A 21,042-nucleotide genomic window follows, 5' to 3' on the forward strand; every position below is an offset into this window, starting at 1 on the left:
AAGATGTCACCAAGACCCAAAATTGGACTTAGGTTAACTACGATATTAGAAGCAGCAGGGAAAATTGCTGACAAACAAGGAATAGATGAGGTTTCACTTGCCAACTTAGCGAAGAATCTAGGGATTCGGCCGCCCTCATTATATAACCATTTTGACGGGCTGCCGGATTTAAGAAAGAAACTGGCCATTTTTGGCCTTGACCGCTTATATAAGGTTGTGGCTGATGCTGCAGTCGGGGTGTCAGGCACCGAAGCTGTATTTGCTATAAGTAAAGCATATGTTAGTTTTGCCCGAGAGCACCCAGGAATTTACGAGGCAACATTGATGGCACCTGATTCCGAGGATAATGAGGTTCAGCAAGCAGGTGCTAAAATTGTTAATCTTTCCCTCCAAGTGCTTCGTGATTTTAATTTAGAAGGAGATAGGGCTTTGCATGCGGTTAGAGGATTACGGAGTATACTGCATGGTTTTTCTGCATTGGAGCAAAAGGGTGGTTTTAAACTTACACTTGATTTGGATCAAAGCTTGGAGTTTATTTTAGAGGCTTTCATTGCGGGGTTATCAAGTAAATGGTAGAAACACCGGCAAAAAATGATTTAGCAGTGTAGCTGATGTTTCTTCTATCCATGAATATGAGAGAATTAACCAGAAAGTGGAATTGAATTTAGGGTAGGCTTGATTCGTTCAGTTTTGCTATAATGGAAGAAATTTCACTATTAAAAGGATGATGATTTTGCGGATAGAGGAAAAGGTAGGTCTGGTACTTGACGTTGAGACAACTGGTTTAGGCCCAAAAACAGATGAAGTAATTGAATTAGCATTGAAGCTGTTTTCGTATCGGACGGATACTGGTGAAGTAATTGATGTAATTGAGGAGGATTCCTTTTTACGGGAGCCGTTGTCAGGTTCTGCGCGAAGGAATTATGACCGGGCTTTTCAAGTACACGGGATTCCTTATGAGGCTGTTGAGGGAAAAAGTTTCTACGATGTAAAGATTAAAACTTATTTTCAACGTGCTGATGCTGTTTTTGCGCATAACGCTTCTTTTGACCGCAGCTTTCTTTTTCATATGTACCCGGAAGTGAATGACCTGCAGTGGTTCTGTACGATGAGGAATGTGCCTTGGAAACAATACGGCTTTCCAAATGGAAAACTGCTAACATTGTTGGAGGCACACAATATTACAAACTATCAAACACATAGAGCGATGGACGATATTACATATTTGATGGAACTGCTTAAGAAAACAAGTCCAAAAGGTAATCTTTATCTCCAAGAGGTATTGGATTTTGGCCCAATGAGAAAATATCAACCAGCAGCTTCACGAGCCAAGCTTGGATAAAAACCTAATCAGATGCGATTAGGTTTTTTCATGTTAAATAACTCGTTAAATACTACTGAAAGGTTATTATGTAAAATATTGTGTCCACCTACCGTGGACAACTGTCCACGAGTGGTGCCTGACACCAAATTAAAGGTATCTATCTTTAATAATGCTCCGATGGTGGACTTCGTGGCCGGCAATGATGTAGGCAATGGCTCTGGTTGTGATTTGGCTTCCATTGGCAAAGCCTTCGTTTGTCCAGGCTTCTTCAGGCATATTTTTAATTAAGCTGATGGTGGCGTTTCTTGTGGCAATGAAATCTTCGAGAAGATCCTTTAGAGAACGTTGATTTGATTTCGCACCTTGGACAAAGAAATTCTCATCAAATCCCGCTAATTCTGTTTGATCTCCGCGTCCCACTCTTAAAAGGCGATAGCTCATGATTCTTTCAGTGTCAGTAATATGACCAAGAACTTCTTTGATGCTCCATTTATTCTCAGCATAGCGGAAAAGGCTGTCTTCTTCGGAAATCCCTTCAAAAAGCTCAGTCATTTTCTCTAAATGATCATTAAGAATCTCTCTCAAATCCCCTTCAGGAACAGATTGAACATATGGCACATAATACTTCGGATACTCATTTTCGGTAGGTCGCTGCAGCATGAAAATCTCTCCTTTTTATTAATTAATTTTATCCTACCATAAAATTCAGATTAAAAAATATATTGGATTAATTCTTTAGGGGGTATATTTGAAATTAAGCTTTTTGGCCATTCAATAGAGAGGGGAGATGGGCTATTTCGGAAAAGGCGTTTATTGAGGGGGTCATTAAGCACATGAGGCTGAGTTTTTTCGGAAAAGGTGTTCATAGAAGAGGTCAATGAACACATGAGGCTAAGTTTTTTCGGAAAAAGTGTTCATAGAAGAGGTCAATGAGCACATGGCTTTGAGTTTTTTCGGAAAAAGTGTTCATAGAAGAGGTCAATGAGCACATGAGGCTGAATTTTTTCAGAAAAGGTGTTCATAGAAGAGGCCAATGAGCAAATGTGGCTAAGTTTTTTCGGAAAAGGTGTTCATAGAAGAGGTCAATGAACACATGAGGCTGAGTTTTTTCGGAAAAAGTGTTCATAGAAGAGGTCAATGAGCACACGGCTCTGAGTTTTTTCGGAAAAAGTGTTCATAGATGAGGTCAATGAACACATGTAGCAGGAGTTTTTCGAAAAAGATGTTCATTGACCTTTTCAATGTGCATATGAAGCTCCGATTATTTGAAAAAGTGTTCTTTGAATTTAACAATGCGCACCTATAATACAATCAAGTAATCTATGACCCTGCTTTTTTATCAGCTATCACTAAGCATAAAGTAGCAAACGGTCCAAGAAATAAAGATAAGAAAAACCAGTTAAGTCCGCTGCGTTTTTTCCCTTGAGCTAATCCAGCGTTAATCAGAGCGAGGGTTCCCCATCCGACAAAATATTCATTTTCCATTTAATTCACCTGCAATTCGCAATTTAATTACATGCCAAAATTTTACCATAGAGAATAAAAACAGCGATAATAATGGATGATTTTATATAAAATCATTGTGCATAGAATTTCTATGTAATATTATAAATATAGTATATAGTAATTCTATGTAATGTAAGGAGGGAGTTCTTGTCTAGAAAAATATTCATTATGATTATAGTGGTTGGAGTAATAGTTTTTGCATTATATGCTTATTTAAAGCCCAGCTTACCTCGTTCATTTCACCACAGATTTACCGAAAGTACAGATCTTCATAATGAAAGCATTAACAACCTTCAATTATATGAGAATATTAATGGGGATAGATTTAAACAAGCGTACGCAAAGGGGATATCGAAAAAAAGTCGTAATCATGAGAAGTATGATTACTACAAAATACAAAATGGTGTAGAAATTGGCACGAATAAAGCGGGTTATATTTTACGTTTTATTATAGAAAATAGTAAAACAGCTTCTAAAAAAGGTGTAAAACCAGGGGATCCAATAGCAAAGGTAAGAAAAGCATATGGTGACCATTACTATACACGAATTGAGCAAGGTCTAGTTATAATCGGCTATATCGATAAGAAAAGCCATCAATCTATTGAATTTTGGCATGATAAGAAAAGGGTCATTTTTTTCCGGCTCGATGATCAATCTATGGAGTAATGATAAAGGTACTTTCAAAGATGGTTGCTATTTAACATAAATAAAAAGAACTGTTACTTTTTTAGTAAAGCAACAGCCCTTTTAATTAAACGATTTTATCAAAACGGACAGACTTATTGATGTAATACATGATTGGCATACCGACCGCCATCACTGCAAATTCACCAACAGCCGTTGTTAACCATGTGAATAGGAATGGCAATCCGAAAGCCAGATGCAATTCCAGGGCAATCAGGAACATTGTAAACGTGAATACCATTGTATTTACAATCATTCGTGTCCAGATTCCTTTAATAAAGCGTGCACAAACAATTGTAATCCCCAATGCCAGCAGCGATTGACCGACACCGAAAATCAGGTCATAAGCCTTCATCGGCGAAAAGAACAAGTTTGTGAGAAACACACCTAGGATTATGCCGAAAAAATACTTTTTGTTAAAAACGACGAGATGGTTAAACATCTCCGAAACACGGAACTGGATTTGGCTAAAACCAAATGGGGCAATGACGGCCGAAACCGCAATATACAATGCTGCGACAATTCCATTGACAACAATTCCCTGCACGTTTGATTGCGCACCGTGAGACTTGTTTTTCTTAGCAGCCATTTGCTGCGGAAAAGTGTTTGTTGTTTTTTCCATATTCAATTCTCCTTAGTTTTTTATAGTGGGATGGTTACGAACCACTGTCATACTTACAAACTAATATAATAATATAAACTATAATACCAGTCAATGACATTATTTTGAAAAAACTTAATTCAATTTCCCATTTAAATTTCCGCTACTTTGTGTAAAATGATGATATGGCTATAGATAGCCCAGGAGGAAAGACATAATGATCACAATTAAAGAGATTGCAGAACGGGCGAATGTTTCCCGGACAACCGTTTCCAGAGTTTTAAATAATTCCGGCTACGTGAGTGAAGAGGCTAAAAAAAGGGTCTTGCAGGTCATCGAGGAAACAGGCTATGTCCCAAGTGAAAATGCCAAATCATTACGGACAAAAAAGACAAAAGTAATTGGTGTCATCCTGCCAAAAATCAGCACTGAAACATCAAGCCGCCTCGTAAAAGGAATGGATGAAATTTTGGCAAAAGAGGGCTATCAAATTCTTTTAACAAACACGAACCTCAACCCAGAAAAGGAAATTGAATATTTGAAGCTGCTGAAAAGCCGTCATGTTGATGGAATTATTTTATCAGCCACCAATATTAACCGCACGCTAGTGGAAGAAATATATAATCTAAAAATCCCATTTGTAACGGTCGGACAAACCATCTCCGGTTTAGCTAACGTTATTTTTGACGATTATCAGGCCACGAAGGACATGGTGAACTTCCTTATTAAAAAAGGACATACTAAAATTGCCTTTATTGGTGTTAGTGAGCAGGATCGTGCCGTCGGTTATTTACGAAAAAAAGGCTATCTGGATGCCATAAAAGAAAAAAACTTAAAGGTAGAAACCGGCTGGGTGCAAAAAGGTGTGTTTAATGTAGAATCCGGGTACGAAAGCATGAAGGCCATTCTACTGGATGCCGCGGAAAATAAACCAACAGCTGTGTTAGCGGTTACCGATCGGTTAGCCATTGGCGCAATGCAGTATTTGAGCGAAGCTGGGTTATCCGTTCCAGATGATATTGCTCTTGCAGGTATGGGGGCATCAGAACTTGCAAAATTTATCTCACCAGCGTTAACGACGATTGATTTTTCCATCGAAGAGGCTGGGCAGGAGGCTGCATCGTTAATTCTCCAAAAGATAGGTGGGGAAAATTACCAGGAGATAATTAAAACAATTCCCTATAGACTAGTTGAACGTTCAAGTGTATAATAAACGTGTAATCGATTCCACACAGTAATCTCCTCGGTTACACTTTTATTTTTCATATTTGTGGAATCGATTCCACAAATTAATTAGAATAAATTTACTGACTTGATTACACATTAAAAAATACATTAAAAAATTTTTTAACAAATGTGTAATCGATTCCACACAAAAATAGGGGTGAGGGAAATGTCCGAAAATCGCAAAATTGCGGAAGAAGTCATTGAGGCTGTCGGGGGCAGAGGAAACATTCAATCTGTTGCTCACTGTGCAACCCGGCTGCGGATTATGGTAAATGACAAAGAAAAAATCAATCAAGAAAAAGTTGAATCTATTAATAAAGTAAAAGGCGCCTTTTTTAACTCCGGCCAGTACCAGATTATTTTTGGAACGGGAACGGTTAATAAAGTCTACGAAGAAGTTTCCCAATTGGGCCTAGATACAATGTCTGCCTCCAATCAGAAAAAAGAAGCGGTAAAAAGCGGCAGCCGATTCCAAAGGGCAGTCAGAACATTTGGTGATGTGTTTGTGCCGATTATCCCAGTCCTTGTGGCGACAGGATTATTTATGGGGCTTCGCGGTCTTGTGATGCAGGAACAGGTTCTTGCTTTATTCGGGATGAAACCGGAAGATATTTCACAGAACTTTATTCTTTTTACACAAGTTTTAACAGATACGGCGTTTATTTTCCTGCCGGCACTTGTGGCTTGGTCGACATTTAGAGTATTCGGCGGCACGCCAATCATCGGGTTAGTGCTTGGTTTGATGCTTGTTTCACCTTCGTTGCCAAATGCATGGGGGGTTGCTGGCGGGGACGTCAAGCCGCTATATTTCTTAGACTTTATTCCTGTTGTTGGTTACCAAGGATCCGTGTTGCCAGCGTTTATTGCCGGTATTATTGGAGCAAAGCTTGAAAGACTCATCAGAAAACGTGTTCCGGAAGCATTGGATTTGATTGTTACACCATTTTTAACGCTTTTAATCATGATTACGTTATCATTACTAGTCGTCGGACCAATCTTCCATATTGTCGAACAAGATATTTTAAAAGTAGCGACAAACGTGCTTTCATGGCCATTTGGCATCAGCGGGATTTTAATTGGTGGTCTCAACCAATTGGTCGTCATCACTGGGGTACACCATATCTTCAATATGTTAGAAATTCAGCTTTTATCGCAATTTCACAACAATCCGTATAATGCTATCATTACATGTTCGGTAGCTGCGCAAGGCGGTGCTGCACTGGCTGTCGGATTAAAAACAAAATCAAAAAAATTGAAGGCTCTTGCTTTACCTTCAGCATTATCAGCGTTTTTAGGTATTACCGAACCAGCCATTTTCGGGGTAAACTTACGCTATGGAAAACCATTCATTATGGCGTTAATCGGCGGTGCGGCCGGCGGATTCCTTTCATCCATTTTGGGCTTGAAAGCAACAGGTATGGCGGTAACCGTTATTCCGGGAACATTGCTTTACCTAAACGGCCAGATTATGCTTTACATTTTAGTAAACTTAGTGGCCATCGCAGTTGCCTTCGTGCTTACATGGATGTTCGGCTATTCCGATAAAGTGAAAAAGGAAATTGAGCAATAATTTGAAAAAGGCAAGGGAACTCTTGCCTTTTTCCTTTAATAACAGCATGGAGGGTTCTTTGATGACAGAAAGAGAAAGTCTTCTAAAAGAACATGCATACACTGAAGTAAAAAAATATGAGAAACAGGTCCAGCGAGATCCATATCGGCTTGGTTACCATCTTATGCCCCCGGTCGGGCTGTTAAATGATCCGAACGGGTTAATCCAATTTAACGGTGTTTATCATGTGTTTTATCAATGGAACCCATTTGCCACCACACATGGTGCGAAGTTTTGGGGACATTATTCATCCGTTGATATGGTTCGCTGGAAAGAGGAGCCGATCGCCCTGGCGCCAAGTGAATGGTATGAAAAAAATGGCTGCTACTCAGGCAGTGCTGTTGAATCAGATGGGAAACTTTACTTGTTTTACACTGGAAATGTGAAGTTGGATGACAGCACACGCGAGACATATCAATGTCTAGCTGTTTCGACAGACGGTGCTTCTTTTGAAAAAAAAGGCCCGGTTCTTAAGCTGCCTGCCGGTTATACCGCCCACTTCCGCGACCCAAAGATTTGGAACAAGCAAGACCGCTGGTATATGATTATTGGTGCTCAAACATTGGAAGAAAAAGGAGCGGCTGTGCTATTTGTATCCGATGATTTGTATTATTGGGAGGAGCTGGGCCTGATTGCCGGTTCCGGAATAAACGGTCTTGAGGACTTCGGCTATATGTGGGAATGCCCCGATTTGATTCAGTTACAGGGAAAAGAGGTATTATTGGTGTCGCCTCAAGGGTTGGAGCCGAAGGGGCATTTGTACAATAATCTCTTTCAATCAGGTTATTTTGTCGGCGATTTGGATTATAAAACGGCCCAGTTTCAGCATGGCGATTTTGTGGAGCTGGACCGCGGCTTTGACTTTTACGCCCCACAAACTTTTACAGATGAATCGGGGAGAGTCATCCTTTATGCTTGGATGGGGATTACCGACGAGAGCGAACCATATCAGCCGACAGTTGCTAATAATTGGGTGCATGCCTTAACGATCCCGCGGGAATTGAAACTCCGGGATGGGCAGATTTTTCAAAAACCAGCAGAGGAATTGAAAAAGCTTCGACAAGACGAGGTTCGTTTTGATTACGGTGAACATGAAAGCTTGGACGAAGTTTGTTCTGCGGAAGTAGAGCTTGATTTTGCTGAAGCTGTTGCCGGAAGTTTTGAAATAAATTTTCGCGGAGAGGCCGTGCTTTCCTATGATTCATCAAAGCAGGAAATGAGTTTGCTGCGAAGAAATATAAAAACAGGGTTAAGCGAAAAAAGAATGTGCAGGCTGGATTCGCTTATGAAGCTTCAGATTTTTATCGATCATTCTTCATTAGAGATTTTCGTCAATGGTGGACAAGAGGTGTTTACCGCACGTTATTTTCCGCAGTCTGAAAATCACACAATTACCTTTAATGGAACAACATCCTTTCGGTTGAAAAAATGGAACCTTGGAGGTGTGGTATGAACGGTGTTATTTGTTTAGGCGAGGCGTTGATAGATTTTATCCCCTTGGATGCAGAAAATTTAACCTATCAAAAGGCTCCCGGCGGTGCACCCGCGAACGTATCAGTGGGTATCGCGAAGCTTGGCGGTATGGCTGCTTTTGTTGGCAAGGTCGGGGACGATGTATTAGGGCAATTTCTAAAGGAGACTTTATCCGGCTACGGGGTTAACGTTGATGGAATGGTGTTAACGGAGGAAGCAAGAACGGGTGTAGTATTTGTAACTTTAGAGCCTTCTGGAGAACGACATTTTTGTTTTTACATTAACCCAAGTGCCGATCGCTTTTTGAAAAATGAAGAATTGGTTCCAGGGGTTTTTTCAGGGCAAAAAATTCTTCACTTTGGTTCTATATCACTAATCAGCGAACCGGCAAAGTCAGCAACAATCCATGCGGTGGAGCTGGCAAAAAAAGCAGGTATGCTGGTTTCCTATGATCCGAATCTTCGTTTAGGATTGTGGGACTCGGAGGAACAAGCAAAAGAAACGATTCTAGAAACGCTCCCTTATGCTGATATATTAAAAGTATCGGAGGAAGAGCTTGAGTTTTTAACCGGGTGTGCCAGTTTGGAAGATGGGATTACAAAGCTGCCTGACATTCCGCTAATCTTAGTGACATTTGGGGCGGAAGGCAGCATTTATCGCTTTAAAGGCGAGATTGGCAGGGTTTCCGCCATGCCAAGTAAGGTAGTAGATACGACTGGGGCCGGGGATGCATTTGTTTCAGGGATTCTTTATTCAATTAACGAATCTTCAAAAACGTTAGCTGAACTTTCTGTGTCTGAAATAGAGGAAATGCTTCGCTTTGCCAGCATCTCCGGCGGTCTGGCAACGACGAAAAAGGGTGCCATGACAGGGCTGCCGACATTGGAAGAGGTTAAAAAAGAATTAGAAGACAGATAGGAATTTAAAAGTCCAAATCATATGGTTTGGGCTTTTTTGAATGTTTTTTCGACTATTAAAGGTTTTTTTAAAACTAGGTACATTGGCTTTTAAGACTGTTGGAAACACTTTTTTCGTTTTTTTGAAGAGATTTGTTTCCAATAGGTGCGATTGGAAACACTTTACTCGTATTTTCGCAGAGTTTTGTTTCCAATAGGCGTGATTGGAAACACTTTACTCGTATTTTCATTGAGATTTGTTTCCAATAGATGCGATTGGAAACACTTTACTAGTATTTTCGCAGAGATTTGTTTCCAATAGGCGTGATTGGAAACACTTTACTCTATTTTTCATATAGATTTGTTTCCAATAGATGCGATTGGAAACACTTTACTCGTATTTTCACAGAGTTTTGTTTCCAATAGGTGCGATTGGAAACACTTTACTCGTATTTTCGTAGAGATTTGTTTCCAATAGTTGTGATTGGGAACACTTTACTCGTATTTTCGCAGAGTTTTGTTTCCAATAGGCGTGATTGGAAACACTTTACTCTATTTTTCATATAGATTTGTTTCCAATAGATGCGATTGGAAACACTTTACTCGTATTTTCACAGAGTTTTGTTTCCAATAGGTGCGATTGGAAACACTTTACTCGTATTTTCGCAGAGTTTTGTTTTCAATAGGCGTGATTGGAAACACTTTACTCGTATTTTCATTGAGATTTGTTTCCAATAGATGCGATTGGAAACACTTTACTAGTATTTTCGCAGAGATTTGTTTCCAATAGGTGTGATTGGAAACACTTTACTCTATTTTTCATAGAGATTTGTTTCTAATAGGTCCGATTGGAAACACTTTACTCGTTTTTCGCGGAGATTTGTTTCCAATAGGTAGGATTGGAAACACTTTTCCTGTTTTTTCATAGAGTTTTGTTTCCAATGAACTTGAACAATGCCCAAATCGGATTTTATTTTTCGAAAAAAAGGATATAAGATGAAATTACAGAATTAAAATAGAAAAGTCATTTTTGGGGAGGTAAGCAAATGAACAGATTAAATCTAATTACCCTCGGTACAAGGGATATTGTGAAGGCTCATAAGTTTTATAAGGATCTTGGGTTTGACACCTCTATTAGGGGAACGGAATCCAATCCTTTTATTATTTTCTTTAGAAATGAAGGCTCCAAAATTGCTTTGTATCCAATTGAGGAACTAGCCAAAGATATTAATCACAATAATCCGCCCAAAATACTAAACGGTTTTCCTGGTATCACCCTGGCTTATAATGCAAAGTCTATGGAGGAAGTAGATGAAGTGATCAAAAAGGCGGCGGCAGCAGGAGCAACAATCCAAAAGGAACCGAAAAAGACAGATTGGGGCGGCTACGGAGGGTATTTCACCGACCCAGATGGCTATTATTGGGAAGTAGCCTATGGTGAGGATTGGGAGTTTGATGAATCCAACATGTTAGTGATCAATGATCAGTAATTTAGGCAGCATTATTTACAAAAAAGAGAAATGGCTCAGAAGCGCTCCCCGGGCCATTTCTTTTGTATGCATGCTTTTTCACTCAACTAGATCTACTTTGAGTTAATAAAATAAATTAGATTATTGGTCCATTCGTCAAATTCATATATAAACCCTTTTCTAATACATTCAAATGTCATTCCAACACTTTCCGCTAATTTTATCGATGGAATATTATCGGGATTTATATGAGCCTCGATCCGATGATAATTTAATTTTTCAAATGCAAGACTTATTGCCGCTTTCACTGCTTCCTGACCATATCCATTTCTCCAAAATTGATTGTGAATCGTATATCCAAATCTTGCCCATTGAAATTCATCCCTCATAAGCGTGGAGAAGTCTATTGCTCCTAAATGGGTATGATCCGCTTTCCGAAATACACCAAAAACATATACTTTATCCTCTAAAGCCAATCTTTGCTGGTTTTCTACCAATTTCATAAACCAATCTTTGGTCCAGATACCCATATCGATTTTGCCTTCATCATATTTGTGTTGTGAAGGCAATCTATTTTCATATTCAGTGAACCAAACAGAATAATCCTCTTTTTCAAAGGGTCTAATAACCAATCTTTCAGTTTCAATTTTGTAGCTAAACTTGTTCAACCAAACACCTCATCATTAAAAATTAAATATGTATCTCACTCATAAGCGCATGAGTGTTGTCCTCGGTGTCTTTAAAAAATACCATCCATGTCTCGGTTTGGCCCATTTTGGCAACGAGATGCGGCTCCCCAAGGAACTCTACCTCTTTTTCGAGCAATTTTTCATAGCTTGCATTAATATCCTCAACTTGAAAATAAACGACTGAACTGGCATGGGCATATTGCTCTTGCTCCGGCAGGCTGAGCAGCAGACGCAAGCCGCCGCACTCGAAAAATGCCATCGTATCGGTATTAAACAACAGCTGCATCTCAAGCTGTTCTTTATAAAAATGTAGTGCACGCTGCAAATCTTTAACAGGTACGCCAATCTGCCCAACTTTTTGTATTTGTGTCATAGAACGTTCTCCCCCCATTCTCAATTACTACCAATTTCTATGATAAATGATAGAACCAATAACTTCCACATAATTAACAGGAAATACACACGTGGAAGAATATAAAAACTTTTCCATGTAACATCAGGGATCGGCTAACTGAAGAAACTCCGAAAATAAGAAAGTAATATGATGTTTGGGTGGAACAGTCTTTCATAAAATACTACAATATTAACCATAGCATCTATAACATAGGAAAGGGGATAAGGGAAATGTACAATAAAAAGGCTTTTCGGTTAAAAGGAATTATTATTTTGATTCTTCTTATATTTTTAGCATTGACGGCCATTTATGCTACTGGAGCATTTGACAGTGGCAAGCCTTCAGATAAAGTGGACCCTAAACAAACGTCTCAGGGCAGTAAAAAACCGGAGGATTCAACTAATGGCCAGCCGTCAACTGTTCGGCCTTACAATATAGAGGCATTAGTCAAGAAGACCTTTTCCCTATCCAAGGAAGGGAAAGTTGTACACGCTGCCTTTATTTCCGGTAAATCCAATCGGATAGAAGTTAATGAAAAATGGGGAAAACCGAATCACATATCACAAACGGCAAGGGGTAAATACGAAGAATATGATAAATACCATGTTGTCTTTGGTTATGCTGGTGAAATTGTGAATGATATCAGATCGTATGTCTCCGAAATACAAAGCATCTCCTTAAATGAGATTAAGAAGGCAGGCGGTGAGCCTGACCAAGTTCGGTATTATCAAGATGCAACCAATAATCAAATTATTCTTGTCTATCATGTTACCAAGAAGACCGATTTATTATGGATATTGCCAAAACCAACAGGTCAGGATTCGAATCCTAAAGTGGATCATATTTCGGTTTTTACTCAAGTTGATAATCAACCAAATCAGCATGAGAGCCAAACCAAAACCAAGACCATTTCCGAAATGAGCCTGGAGGAGAAAATAGGGCAGATGATTCTTGCTGGTATTTCTGGAACCACAGTGGATACAAATACACAGAATTTAATAAACCAGTATAAGGTGGGGGGAATTATTTTTTATCAGGATAATTTGGAAAATCCTGTACAAACTCTCCAGCTTGTGAATCAAATTAAATCTAAAAGTGATCCCAAACTGCCTCTTCTTTTAAGTGTTGACCAGGAGGGGGGACGGGTTACCAGGCTTCCTGGCGGACTTGTTAACTTTCCGCCAAATAAAAGTATTGGAGAGGTAAATAACCCTGAGTTTTCATATAAAGTCGGAACAATTTTAGGTCAGGAGTTAAAAGCATTTGGTTTAAATCTTGATTTCGCACCGGTTCTTGATATCAACAGCAATCCAAAGAACCCTGTTATAGGAGACCGATCATTTGGAAACAATTCGGAAGTAGTTAGCAGGCTGGGGATTCAAACGATGAAAGGCATTCAGTCTCAAGACATTATCACAACAATTAAACATTTTCCCGGCCATGGCGACACATCGGTTGATTCTCATTTGGACCTTCCTATTGTAAATAAAAGCCTAAAGGAACTTAAAGAGCTTGAGTTGATTCCATTTGAGCGTGCTATCAATAATGGGGCAGATGTTGTCATGGTGGCCCATATTTTATTACCTCAACTGGATGCCAAATATCCCGCGTCCATGTCGAAAGCGGTTATGACGGATATTCTAAGAAATCAGCTAGGTTTCAAAGGTGTTATTATTACGGACGATATGACAATGGGGGCAATTATTGACCATTTTGATATTGGGCAGGCAGCAGTGAAGTCTGTTAATTCCGGCAGTGATATTATTTTAGTGGGGCATGATTATAACAAAATTGTCGAAATCATCTCTTCTCTGAAGAAGGCTGTTCTTAATGGTGAGATTTCCGAACAAAGGATAAATGATAGTGTCAGCAGAATTCTTGTGTTAAAAAATAATTATGGAATTAATAATGAAAAAGTGAGAAACGTGAATATAGGTGAACTAAACAAATCAATCACAAATCTACTGAAGGAGTATTCAAAATAAATGACTTTTAGTGGCACCATCCGGCATTTGTCGAAATCAAAATTGACATAATTCGGGTGGTGCCACAGGCATTTTAATCGATTTAGAATACTGATCAAACAAAACTGTTCGTAAAATGGGATTTTTTTCAAAAAATGGTTCCTCAGATGTAGTTATAAATAAATCTCAGGACCCGTTATTATAAAACTCCGCTCATGTATCATCAAGGTAAGATGATCAAAGGAGGTGGAATGTGTTTAATGAAAACGCAATTAACAACAAGTCAGAGATTGGCGGGTTATGCTGTTTTTATTTGGTCGATCGTCTATATGTTTCCTCACCTTTATTGGGCTTTGGGCGGCACATTGGGTCTGTCGATACTAAAGCCTTCTATATCCGAAATACCTCAATGGGAACTGATTAATTGGATAGCATCAGCCATCCTAACCGCAGCTGGGCTCCTAGGGATTGTATTGATTTATTTTTGGAATAGTAAGCTGTTAAAAGGATTATTATTGACGATAACCTGGGCAGGCTGTTCGGTGGCTGCCTCCCATGGCATTTATGGCATCATTCACCGATTACTTCAAATTGCTGGAATAATTGAGGTAGAATCAGGTCCGTTCAATGTTGGTGAACATGCCTATGTGCTATGGGATCTTTTACTATTCGAACCATGGTTCTTAATTGAGGGGATTCTTTTTGCAGTGCTCGGCTGGTGTTCCTTTAAAAAACCGACTAATAGGGCGATCTGGTTAATACTCTGTACGCTTGGTGTCATCATTGGTATTGTTACAGGTTTGTTAGGTGTTCGATTCGCATAGCAATAGCCGGAAAATTATTTAAACTATAGTAAAATCATAAATTAAGAATGTTGAAATGGAACAGCTGCCATGGTGGAAGAAAATTATTAAGATCTCTGCAAGCCACTCACAAGTTCCCCAGTAAAATTGGGCTTTTTCTTATTGTTTAAGTAAAAATCGTTGCTGAATTATGTACAATATAATCAAAAAGTAGAAAATATTAAGAGGTTATAAAAATGTTTAATGAAACAGCCAAAAATATTAGAGAAAGTTTAACAGCTGATTGTTCGAAGTGCTTTGGACTTTGCTGCACGGCGCTTAATATTGCAGCATCAAGTGATTTTGCAATAAATAAAACTGCTGGAACACCTTGTCCTAATTTACAAGGAGATTATCGTTGTAAAATTCATAAGAATCTAAGAGAAAAAGGATTTAAGGGATGTACAGTGTATGATTGTTTAGGTGCTGGCCAGAAAGTTTCTCAATCCACTTTTAACGGACAAAGTTGGCAAGAAAATCCTGAAGTTGCCGAAAAAATGTTTAGTGTATTTCCTGTGATGGAACAATTATATGAAATGATTGCGTTTATCTCTGAAGCATTAACTTATGAAGTTTCAGATTCATTGAAGGAACAGTTAAATAAACAATTAGAAAAGTTACAAAGCTTAACAGATATGGATGCTGATAGATTATTATCATTAGATATCATAGGCTGTAGATTACCAGTAAACGAGTTGTTTCTAGAAACAAGTGAATACATTCGAACGGAGCTAAGTTCGAAGGTTTTTGCTATTAAGATAGGAAAAAAATGCAGGGGTTTTGATTGGATTGGTAAGAATTTAGCAGGTAAAGATTTAAGAACGACTGATTTTCGAGGCGCTTATTTAATTGCCGCTGATTTAAGAAATACAGATCTAAGAGGTGTTGATTTAATTGGAGCTGATTTACGCGATGCAAATTTAAGCGGGGCAAATCTTTCCACAAGTATGTTTTTAACCCAGATGCAAATTAATTCAGCTAAAGGTAACGATAAAACGAAGCTACCTTCGCATATACAACCACCTTCCCATTGGATTGACTGATTTTTGTTCACCAAGGATTGTAAAAAGAATAAAGCACGAGACCGTCCCCGTGCTTCATTACGCTGCCTTCACTTCTTGCTGTGCAGTTTGCTTCGGCAGACATACACTGACAAGCGCTGCAATCATCAATAGGATAGCTGCTGACACTAATGAACTTGTATAGCTTCCGGCGCGGTCAAAGAAGACTCCGGGAAGAAACGAGCCGATCGCTGACCCAAGCTGATGGCTCATATACAGGAAGCCGGTTACAACACCTAAGGAAGTGCCGCGAAAATAGCCTGCTAGTAATTTTACTGTGGGGGCCACAACGGCAAAATCTACGATACCGAAAGAAATGGAAAAGACGAATAACAGCCAAGGATTTTCTACGAAAAAGCCTAACCATTTTGCATTTGTTAAAAAGATTAATAGAAAGGCAATCGTCAGTCCACGTAAAAAATAAATCCAGGCGAGCATTTTTCGATTATCAAATCGGTCTGCTAAGATTCCGGCAACAACTGTTCCTCCAGTGTTAAAAGCAGCAAGCAGGCTGACTGCCGTGCCCGTTACAGCAATAGAAAAGCCGCAAGATTGGGCAAGCGGTATTAAATGGGTATCCATTAGACCTGTAGTGGTAAAGCCACAAATAAAATACGGAATAATCAGAAACCAAAAACCGCGGTGAAAGAGGTACCTCTTTTTCGAAACAGGGGGTGTTTCTTTCGTTTCAATAGGATTCTGTTGCGGCCTTTCCGCGGTCCCTGCCGCTCCTAAAGGTTTAATGCCGATTTCTGCAGGTTCCGATTTTAGAAAAAGTGCCAGAATCGGAAAAACAATCAGCAGAAGAAAGCCACCTAAAATTAAAACGGTAGATTTCCAGCCGAATGCATTAATTAAAAACAGTGAGCTTGAAACCATTACCATTTGCCCTGCACCAAAGCCCGCTTCCACTAAACCAAGGGCCAAGCCTTGTTTTTCATGAAACCATTTAGTTACGGCAATAGAGGCAGTCACCCCGGATGCCCCGCCAAACCCAAGCGAAGAAATAACGCCATATAAAATCAGCAGCTGCCAAATATTTTGGGCGAAATAAGTGAGAATGGTTGTAACACCTAACAGGATAATGCTGTATACAAATATCCGCTTCACGCCTTGCTTGTCAATAAGCTTTCCGATCACCGGCTGTGAGAGCGCGAAGACGATAAAGCTGACAAAGGAAATGGCCGAAACCATGCCCCTTGAAGCGGTGAATTCGTGCTCCCACGGCTCCATAAAAGCACCGAAACAATAACGCAGGCCTTGAGCGGCTAAAACTCCGATAAAACAAACCGCTAAAATAACCCAGCCATAGTGTATCTTTTTGAACAACCCAAGCCCTTCTTTCCTAACTAAGTATACTTCTATTATAAGGAAAAGGGTGTTTTTACGGCAATTAAAATACTTTATTGCAGAAAAGGGGTAAAGGGATTAATTAAAGAGAATATGAATTGTGAACAAAAAGAAACAGTAAAGGATGCTTCTATTGCCCGATTGGGGTGTCCAAGGGGTGAAAATGGTAAAAAGAAGTGGTTTCTATTGCCCGAAATGGGTTCGGAAGAGGTCTAAGCGGTAAAAAGAACTCGCCTCTATTGCCCGATTGGGTGTCCAAGGGGTGCAAATGGTAAAAAGAAAAGCTTTCTATTGCCCGAAAAAGGTCCGGAAGAGGTCCTAACGGTAAAAAGAACAAGCTTCTATTGCCCGATTGGGTGTCCAAGAGGTGCAAATGGTAAAAAGAAAAGGTTTCTATTGCCCGAAATGGGTCCGGAAGAGGGCTAATGGTAAAAAGAACACGCTTCTATTGCCCGATTGGTGTGTCCAAGGGGTGCAAATGGTAAAAAGAAAAGGTTTCTATTGCCCGAAATGGGTCCGGAAGAGGGCTAATGGTAATAAGAACACGCTTCTATTGCCCGATTGTGGTGTCCAAGGGGTGTAAATGGTAAAAAGAAGTGGTTTTTATTGCCCGAGCAAGGTCTTGGAGGGGGGCAAACGGTAAAAAGAAAAGGTTTCTATTGCCCGAAAAAGGTCCGGAAGAGGTCCAAACGGTAAAAAGAACACGCTTCTATTGCCCGATTGGGTGTCCAAGGGGGTGCAAATGGTAAAAAGAACACGCTTCTATTGCCCGAAATGGGTCCGGAAGAGGGCTAAGCGGTAAAAAGAACTCGCCTCTATTGCCCCGAAAAAGTAGAAAGTGAGCCCATTGGTAAAAAGACCGTCCCGCCCCCCTAAGAAAACACTTTCAACCCTATCACCCCAACAATAATCAACCCTACACTAACCATCCGCCCGATATTCTTTGATTCCCCAAACAAATACATGTTGATGAGAACGGCACCGGCCGTCCCGATGCCGACCCATACGATATAGGCGATGCTGAGCTGTAAAAAATGAAACGAGGTATATAGAAACACAAAAGAGGCACCGAAGCCGCCAATATAAAGCAATCCATTTCCTATATTCTTTTGCTGGCTGTATAATTTCAAACCGGCCGCACCGGCCACTTCACTTGCTGCTGCCAAAAGAACCAATAACCATCCCATTTTAGGCAGCTCCTTTCGCGATCTCATTTTTCTCGGATTTATTATCAGCCAGATTCAGACCAATGACCCCGATGATTATCAGAATGATGCACAAAATCATGCCTATGTTTAAAGTGCCGTCAAATAGAATGACATCCATTAGCACCGTGCCAATGGTACCAACACCGGAAAAAATAGCGTAAACCGTACCGGTTGGAAGTGTTTCGCATGCTTTAGGAAGGATATAAAAGTCAAGCAAAATAATACCGACCACAATGGCCCACTCCCACCAAGTTTTAGCTGTATTAAAACCATATACCCATATGATTTCGAAAAAACAAGTCAAAAAAACATAAATCCAGGCTTTATTCAAGTTACTCACCTCAAGCAAAATTGCCTAATTTTATTTATCTTTCCCAAAGTACAACTTTGGCATTATTTTAGAATAACACATGCTATAAAAAAATGTGGTTAAATTGCTTATGACAGAATTGGACAAAAATGTGATATAAATCACGATAACCCCAGCGAAATCCCATTATAATAAAAATAACTACAGGGAAAATTAAAAGAGGATGGTGAAGAATAATGGATTATCAATTTAAGTCGTTATTTAATGAAATTGGCGGGCTGGAAACAATCGACAAGCTAGTTGAAGCGTTTTACCCACGCGTTTATGCTGACCCTGATTTAGAGCCAATTTTTGAAGGGGATATGGATGAAATTAAACGCAAACAAAAATTATTTTTACCACAATTTTTAGGGGGCCCGGCCCTTTACAGTCAGGAATTTGGAGCGCCTGCCATGAGACAGCGGCATCTTCCGCACGAAGTTACTCCAAAAAGAGCAAAGGCTTGGCTCCGCTGCATGAAGGAAGCGTTCGAAGAAATTGGTCTCGACAAAAATCCGGCAGGCCCAGCTTTTTATGACCGTTTAACGCAAGTAGCCGGCATCATGGTCAATACACCGGATTCAGAAGAATAAAATAAAAATCCTCATCCTTTAATGAAAGGGGTGAGGATTTTTCGTTTTTTCTTTAAATGGATTAAGGACAAAGGCTCTCACTTTCTTTAAGGGGAGCTTTGTTTTTAGTTATTTTTCAACACAATAACTTCATACGGGCGAAGTACATCTGTCCCCTCCGTTTCATAATTCCCAAGTAGAACCTCATCATTTTTCAGCTTTGTACTAACCGCTTCATCGTCCACTGTTACTTCTTCCCCGCTGAAGTTGCATACAACAAGCAGCCTTTCATCATTTAGCTTCCGTTCATAGACAAACAATTGCGGGTGGTCCCTTAACAGCAGCTCGAAGTCCCCTTCGGTAATGATGTTAAGTTCTTTCCGAAGCTGAATTAATTTTTGATAAAAATAAAAGATAGACTGGGAATCCTCTAAAGCTGCCTTAGCATTTATTTCTTTATATCTAGGGTTCACCTTGATCCAGGGAGTTCCTGCTGAAAATCCGGCATTTTTCGTTGAATCCCACTGCATCGGAGTTCTCGCATTATCCCTGCCTTTTACATAAATCGAAGCCATAATCTCCTCATGTGAGTAGCCCAACTCTTTACGCTCATGATACATATTGATGGTCTCGATATCGCGGTAATCATCAAGCGACGCAAACTTCACATTGGTCATGCCGATTTCTTCGCCTTGATAAATATATGGCGTCCCCTGCATGAAGTGGAGACAGGCGGCTAACATTTTCGCAGATTGGACACGATATTTACCATCATCGCCAAACCGTGAAACAATCCGCGGCTGGTCATGGTTATTCCAATACAAGCTGTTCCAGCCTTTATTATGCAGCGCCGTTTGCCATTTTGCCAGATTCTCTTTCAGATCCACCAAATCGAGCGGCTTTAAATTCCACTTTCCGCCAGGGGCGCTGTCTAAATCCATATGTTCAAAGGTAAAAATCATATTGACTTCTTTTCTTTCCGGATCGGTGTAAAGAACAGCGTCCGCCGGGGAAGCTCCCGGCATTTCACCAACTGTCATTATTGGATACTTCGACAGGACTTCTTGATTGATTTCCTGTAAAAACTCATGAATTCTAGGTCCGTTCATAAAATAACGGCCGCCGTCTCCGTACGGTTGTCCCTCACCTTGATCACCATCGGGCAGCTCCGGATTTTTAGAAATCATATTAATAACATCCATCCGGAAACCATCAATTCCTTTATCAAGCCAAAACTTCATCATGTTATACACTTTTTCACGGAGTTTCGGGTTTTCCCAATTCAGATCAGGCTGTTTTTTCGAAAAGAGATGAAGATAATATTCATCGGTCGTTTCATCATATTGCCATGCCGAGCCGCCGAAAACTGAGCCCCAATTATTTGGCTCTTTTCCGTCTTTCCCTTCCCGCCAAAAATAAAAATCACGGTACGGATTGTCCTTTAACTTTTTCGATTCGACAAACCATGCATGTTCATCAGATGTATGGTTTACCACTAAATCCATCACCAATTTCATGCCACGGTTATGTGCTTCGGTTAACATTTGATCAAAATCCGCCATCGTTCCGAATTCATTCATGATTGCTTGATAGTTACGGATATCATAGCCATTATCATCGTTAGGCGAATCATAAACTGGGCTTAACCAGATTACATCTACACCCAATAATTTTAAATAATCTAATTTTCCAATAATCCCCTGGATGTCGCCGATTCCATCACCATTAGAATCCATAAAGCTCCGCGGGTATATTTGATAGACAACGCTTTTCTTCCACCACTCGTCGTTAACGCTCATCGTTTTCCCCTCCATACTTGAATCC

The 21,042-nt window shown here is 39.9% G+C and carries 21 protein-coding genes and 1 riboswitch; of the genes, 12 read left to right on the top strand and 9 right to left on the bottom strand.

Annotated features, from left to right (window positions below):
* Positions 1-3: 3 nt before the first annotated feature.
* Together A6749_RS17740 and A6749_RS17745 are read left to right on the top strand one after the other, a co-directional pair.
* Positions 4-576 carry a TetR/AcrR family transcriptional regulator gene (locus tag A6749_RS17740; protein ID WP_066393112.1) on the top strand — a complete coding sequence of 191 codons (573 nt, stop codon included), beginning with the start codon at positions 4-6 and terminating at the stop codon, positions 574-576.
* Positions 577-727: 151 nt separating this feature from the next.
* Positions 728-1,342: an exonuclease domain-containing protein gene (locus A6749_RS17745; RefSeq protein WP_236719694.1), complete on the top strand. Its 615-nt coding sequence runs from the start codon at positions 728-730 to the stop codon at positions 1,340-1,342.
* 129 nt (positions 1,343-1,471) lie between these two features.
* Here A6749_RS17745 and A6749_RS17750 read toward each other — a convergent pair whose 3' ends face one another.
* On the bottom strand, positions 1,472-1,984 hold the full coding sequence (locus tag A6749_RS17750) for a DinB family protein (protein ID WP_066393122.1): 513 nt from the start codon (positions 1,982-1,984) through the stop codon (positions 1,472-1,474).
* Positions 1,985-2,644: 660 nt separating this feature from the next.
* On the bottom strand, positions 2,645-2,809 hold the full coding sequence (locus tag A6749_RS28645) for a hypothetical protein (RefSeq protein WP_169809867.1): 165 nt from the start codon (positions 2,807-2,809) through the stop codon (positions 2,645-2,647).
* A gap of 168 nt (positions 2,810-2,977) precedes the next feature.
* Between A6749_RS28645 and A6749_RS17755 the strand changes: the two genes are divergently transcribed.
* Entirely contained in the window at positions 2,978-3,496 is a 519-nt protein-coding gene (locus tag A6749_RS17755; protein ID WP_066393130.1) for a hypothetical protein, read from the top strand.
* Between the two features lie 85 nt (positions 3,497-3,581).
* On the opposite strand, the gene A6749_RS17760 is transcribed toward A6749_RS17755, so the two are convergent.
* Positions 3,582-4,103, bottom strand: a complete 522-nt coding sequence (locus A6749_RS17760) for a QueT transporter family protein (protein ID WP_066401031.1) — start codon at positions 4,101-4,103, stop codon at positions 3,582-3,584.
* 39 nt (positions 4,104-4,142) lie between these two features.
* Positions 4,143-4,187, bottom strand: a riboswitch (PreQ1 riboswitch).
* 145 nt (positions 4,188-4,332) lie between these two features.
* On the opposite strand from A6749_RS17760, the gene A6749_RS17765 reads away from it, so the two are divergent.
* The 5 genes from A6749_RS17765 (at position 4,333) to A6749_RS17785 (ending at position 10,810) form a co-directional block, all read left to right on the top strand.
* On the top strand, positions 4,333-5,325 hold the full coding sequence (locus A6749_RS17765; RefSeq protein ID WP_066393132.1) for a LacI family DNA-binding transcriptional regulator: 993 nt from the start codon (positions 4,333-4,335) through the stop codon (positions 5,323-5,325).
* A 183-nt stretch (positions 5,326-5,508) separates the two neighbouring features.
* Complete coding sequence (locus A6749_RS17770; protein WP_066393134.1) at positions 5,509-6,912, top strand: sucrose-specific PTS transporter subunit IIBC; 1,404 nt, start codon at positions 5,509-5,511, stop codon at positions 6,910-6,912.
* Positions 6,913-6,973: 61 nt separating this feature from the next.
* Positions 6,974-8,404, top strand: coding sequence for a sucrose-6-phosphate hydrolase (locus A6749_RS17775; RefSeq protein ID WP_180321138.1), 1,431 nt, complete (start codon positions 6,974-6,976; stop codon positions 8,402-8,404).
* Positions 8,401-9,342 (top strand): aminoimidazole riboside kinase, encoded by a 942-nt coding sequence (locus A6749_RS17780; protein WP_066393140.1) that lies wholly within the window; start codon positions 8,401-8,403, stop codon positions 9,340-9,342. The genes A6749_RS17775 and A6749_RS17780 overlap by 4 nt, the downstream gene beginning before the upstream one ends.
* A 1,024-nt stretch (positions 9,343-10,366) precedes the next feature.
* Positions 10,367-10,810: a VOC family protein gene (locus A6749_RS17785; protein WP_066393141.1), complete on the top strand. Its 444-nt coding sequence runs from the start codon at positions 10,367-10,369 to the stop codon at positions 10,808-10,810.
* Positions 10,811-10,902: 92 nt separating this feature from the next.
* Here A6749_RS17785 and A6749_RS17790 read toward each other — a convergent pair whose 3' ends face one another.
* Positions 10,903-11,457 carry a GNAT family N-acetyltransferase gene (locus tag A6749_RS17790; RefSeq protein ID WP_066393144.1) on the bottom strand — a complete coding sequence of 185 codons (555 nt, stop codon included), beginning with the start codon at positions 11,455-11,457 and terminating at the stop codon, positions 10,903-10,905.
* Between the two features lie 22 nt (positions 11,458-11,479).
* Entirely contained in the window at positions 11,480-11,851 is a 372-nt protein-coding gene (locus A6749_RS17795) for a VOC family protein (protein WP_066393145.1), read from the bottom strand.
* A 251-nt stretch (positions 11,852-12,102) separates the two neighbouring features.
* Between A6749_RS17795 and nagZ the strand changes: the two genes are divergently transcribed.
* From nagZ to A6749_RS17810, 3 genes are all read left to right on the top strand, one after another.
* Positions 12,103-13,857 (top strand): beta-N-acetylhexosaminidase, encoded by a 1,755-nt coding sequence (nagZ, locus tag A6749_RS17800; RefSeq protein WP_066393148.1) that lies wholly within the window; start codon positions 12,103-12,105, stop codon positions 13,855-13,857.
* Positions 13,858-14,096: 239 nt separating this feature from the next.
* Positions 14,097-14,660, top strand: a complete 564-nt coding sequence (locus A6749_RS17805) for a DUF3995 domain-containing protein (RefSeq protein WP_066393150.1) — start codon at positions 14,097-14,099, stop codon at positions 14,658-14,660.
* 215 nt (positions 14,661-14,875) lie between these two features.
* A complete protein-coding gene (locus A6749_RS17810; RefSeq protein ID WP_066393153.1) occupies positions 14,876-15,721 on the top strand; it encodes a pentapeptide repeat-containing protein in 846 nt (281 codons plus the stop codon).
* 57 nt (positions 15,722-15,778) lie between these two features.
* Here A6749_RS17810 and A6749_RS17815 read toward each other — a convergent pair whose 3' ends face one another.
* The 3 genes from A6749_RS17815 to A6749_RS17830 all read right to left on the bottom strand — a co-directional run bounded on the left by A6749_RS17815 (position 15,779) and on the right by A6749_RS17830 (position 18,628).
* Complete coding sequence (locus A6749_RS17815) at positions 15,779-17,068, bottom strand: MFS transporter (protein ID WP_066393156.1); 1,290 nt, start codon at positions 17,066-17,068, stop codon at positions 15,779-15,781.
* 893 nt (positions 17,069-17,961) lie between these two features.
* Entirely contained in the window at positions 17,962-18,276 is a 315-nt protein-coding gene (locus A6749_RS17825; protein ID WP_066393160.1) for a DMT family transporter, read from the bottom strand.
* A 1-nt stretch (position 18,277) separates the two neighbouring features.
* A complete protein-coding gene (locus A6749_RS17830; RefSeq protein ID WP_407937515.1) occupies positions 18,278-18,628 on the bottom strand; it encodes a DMT family transporter in 351 nt (116 codons plus the stop codon).
* A gap of 215 nt (positions 18,629-18,843) precedes the next feature.
* Here A6749_RS17830 and A6749_RS17835 point away from each other — a divergent pair, with 215 nt between their 5' ends.
* Positions 18,844-19,239 carry a globin domain-containing protein gene (locus A6749_RS17835; protein WP_066393162.1) on the top strand — a complete coding sequence of 132 codons (396 nt, stop codon included), beginning with the start codon at positions 18,844-18,846 and terminating at the stop codon, positions 19,237-19,239.
* Between the two features lie 104 nt (positions 19,240-19,343).
* On the opposite strand, the gene A6749_RS17840 is transcribed toward A6749_RS17835, so the two are convergent.
* Positions 19,344-21,017: an alpha,alpha-phosphotrehalase gene (locus A6749_RS17840; protein ID WP_066393173.1), complete on the bottom strand. Its 1,674-nt coding sequence runs from the start codon at positions 21,015-21,017 to the stop codon at positions 19,344-19,346.
* Positions 21,018-21,042: the final 25 nt, after the last annotated feature.

This window comes from Neobacillus mesonae, from assembly GCF_001636315.1.
GTDB lineage: Bacteria > Bacillota > Bacilli > Bacillales > Cytobacillaceae > Neobacillus > Neobacillus mesonae.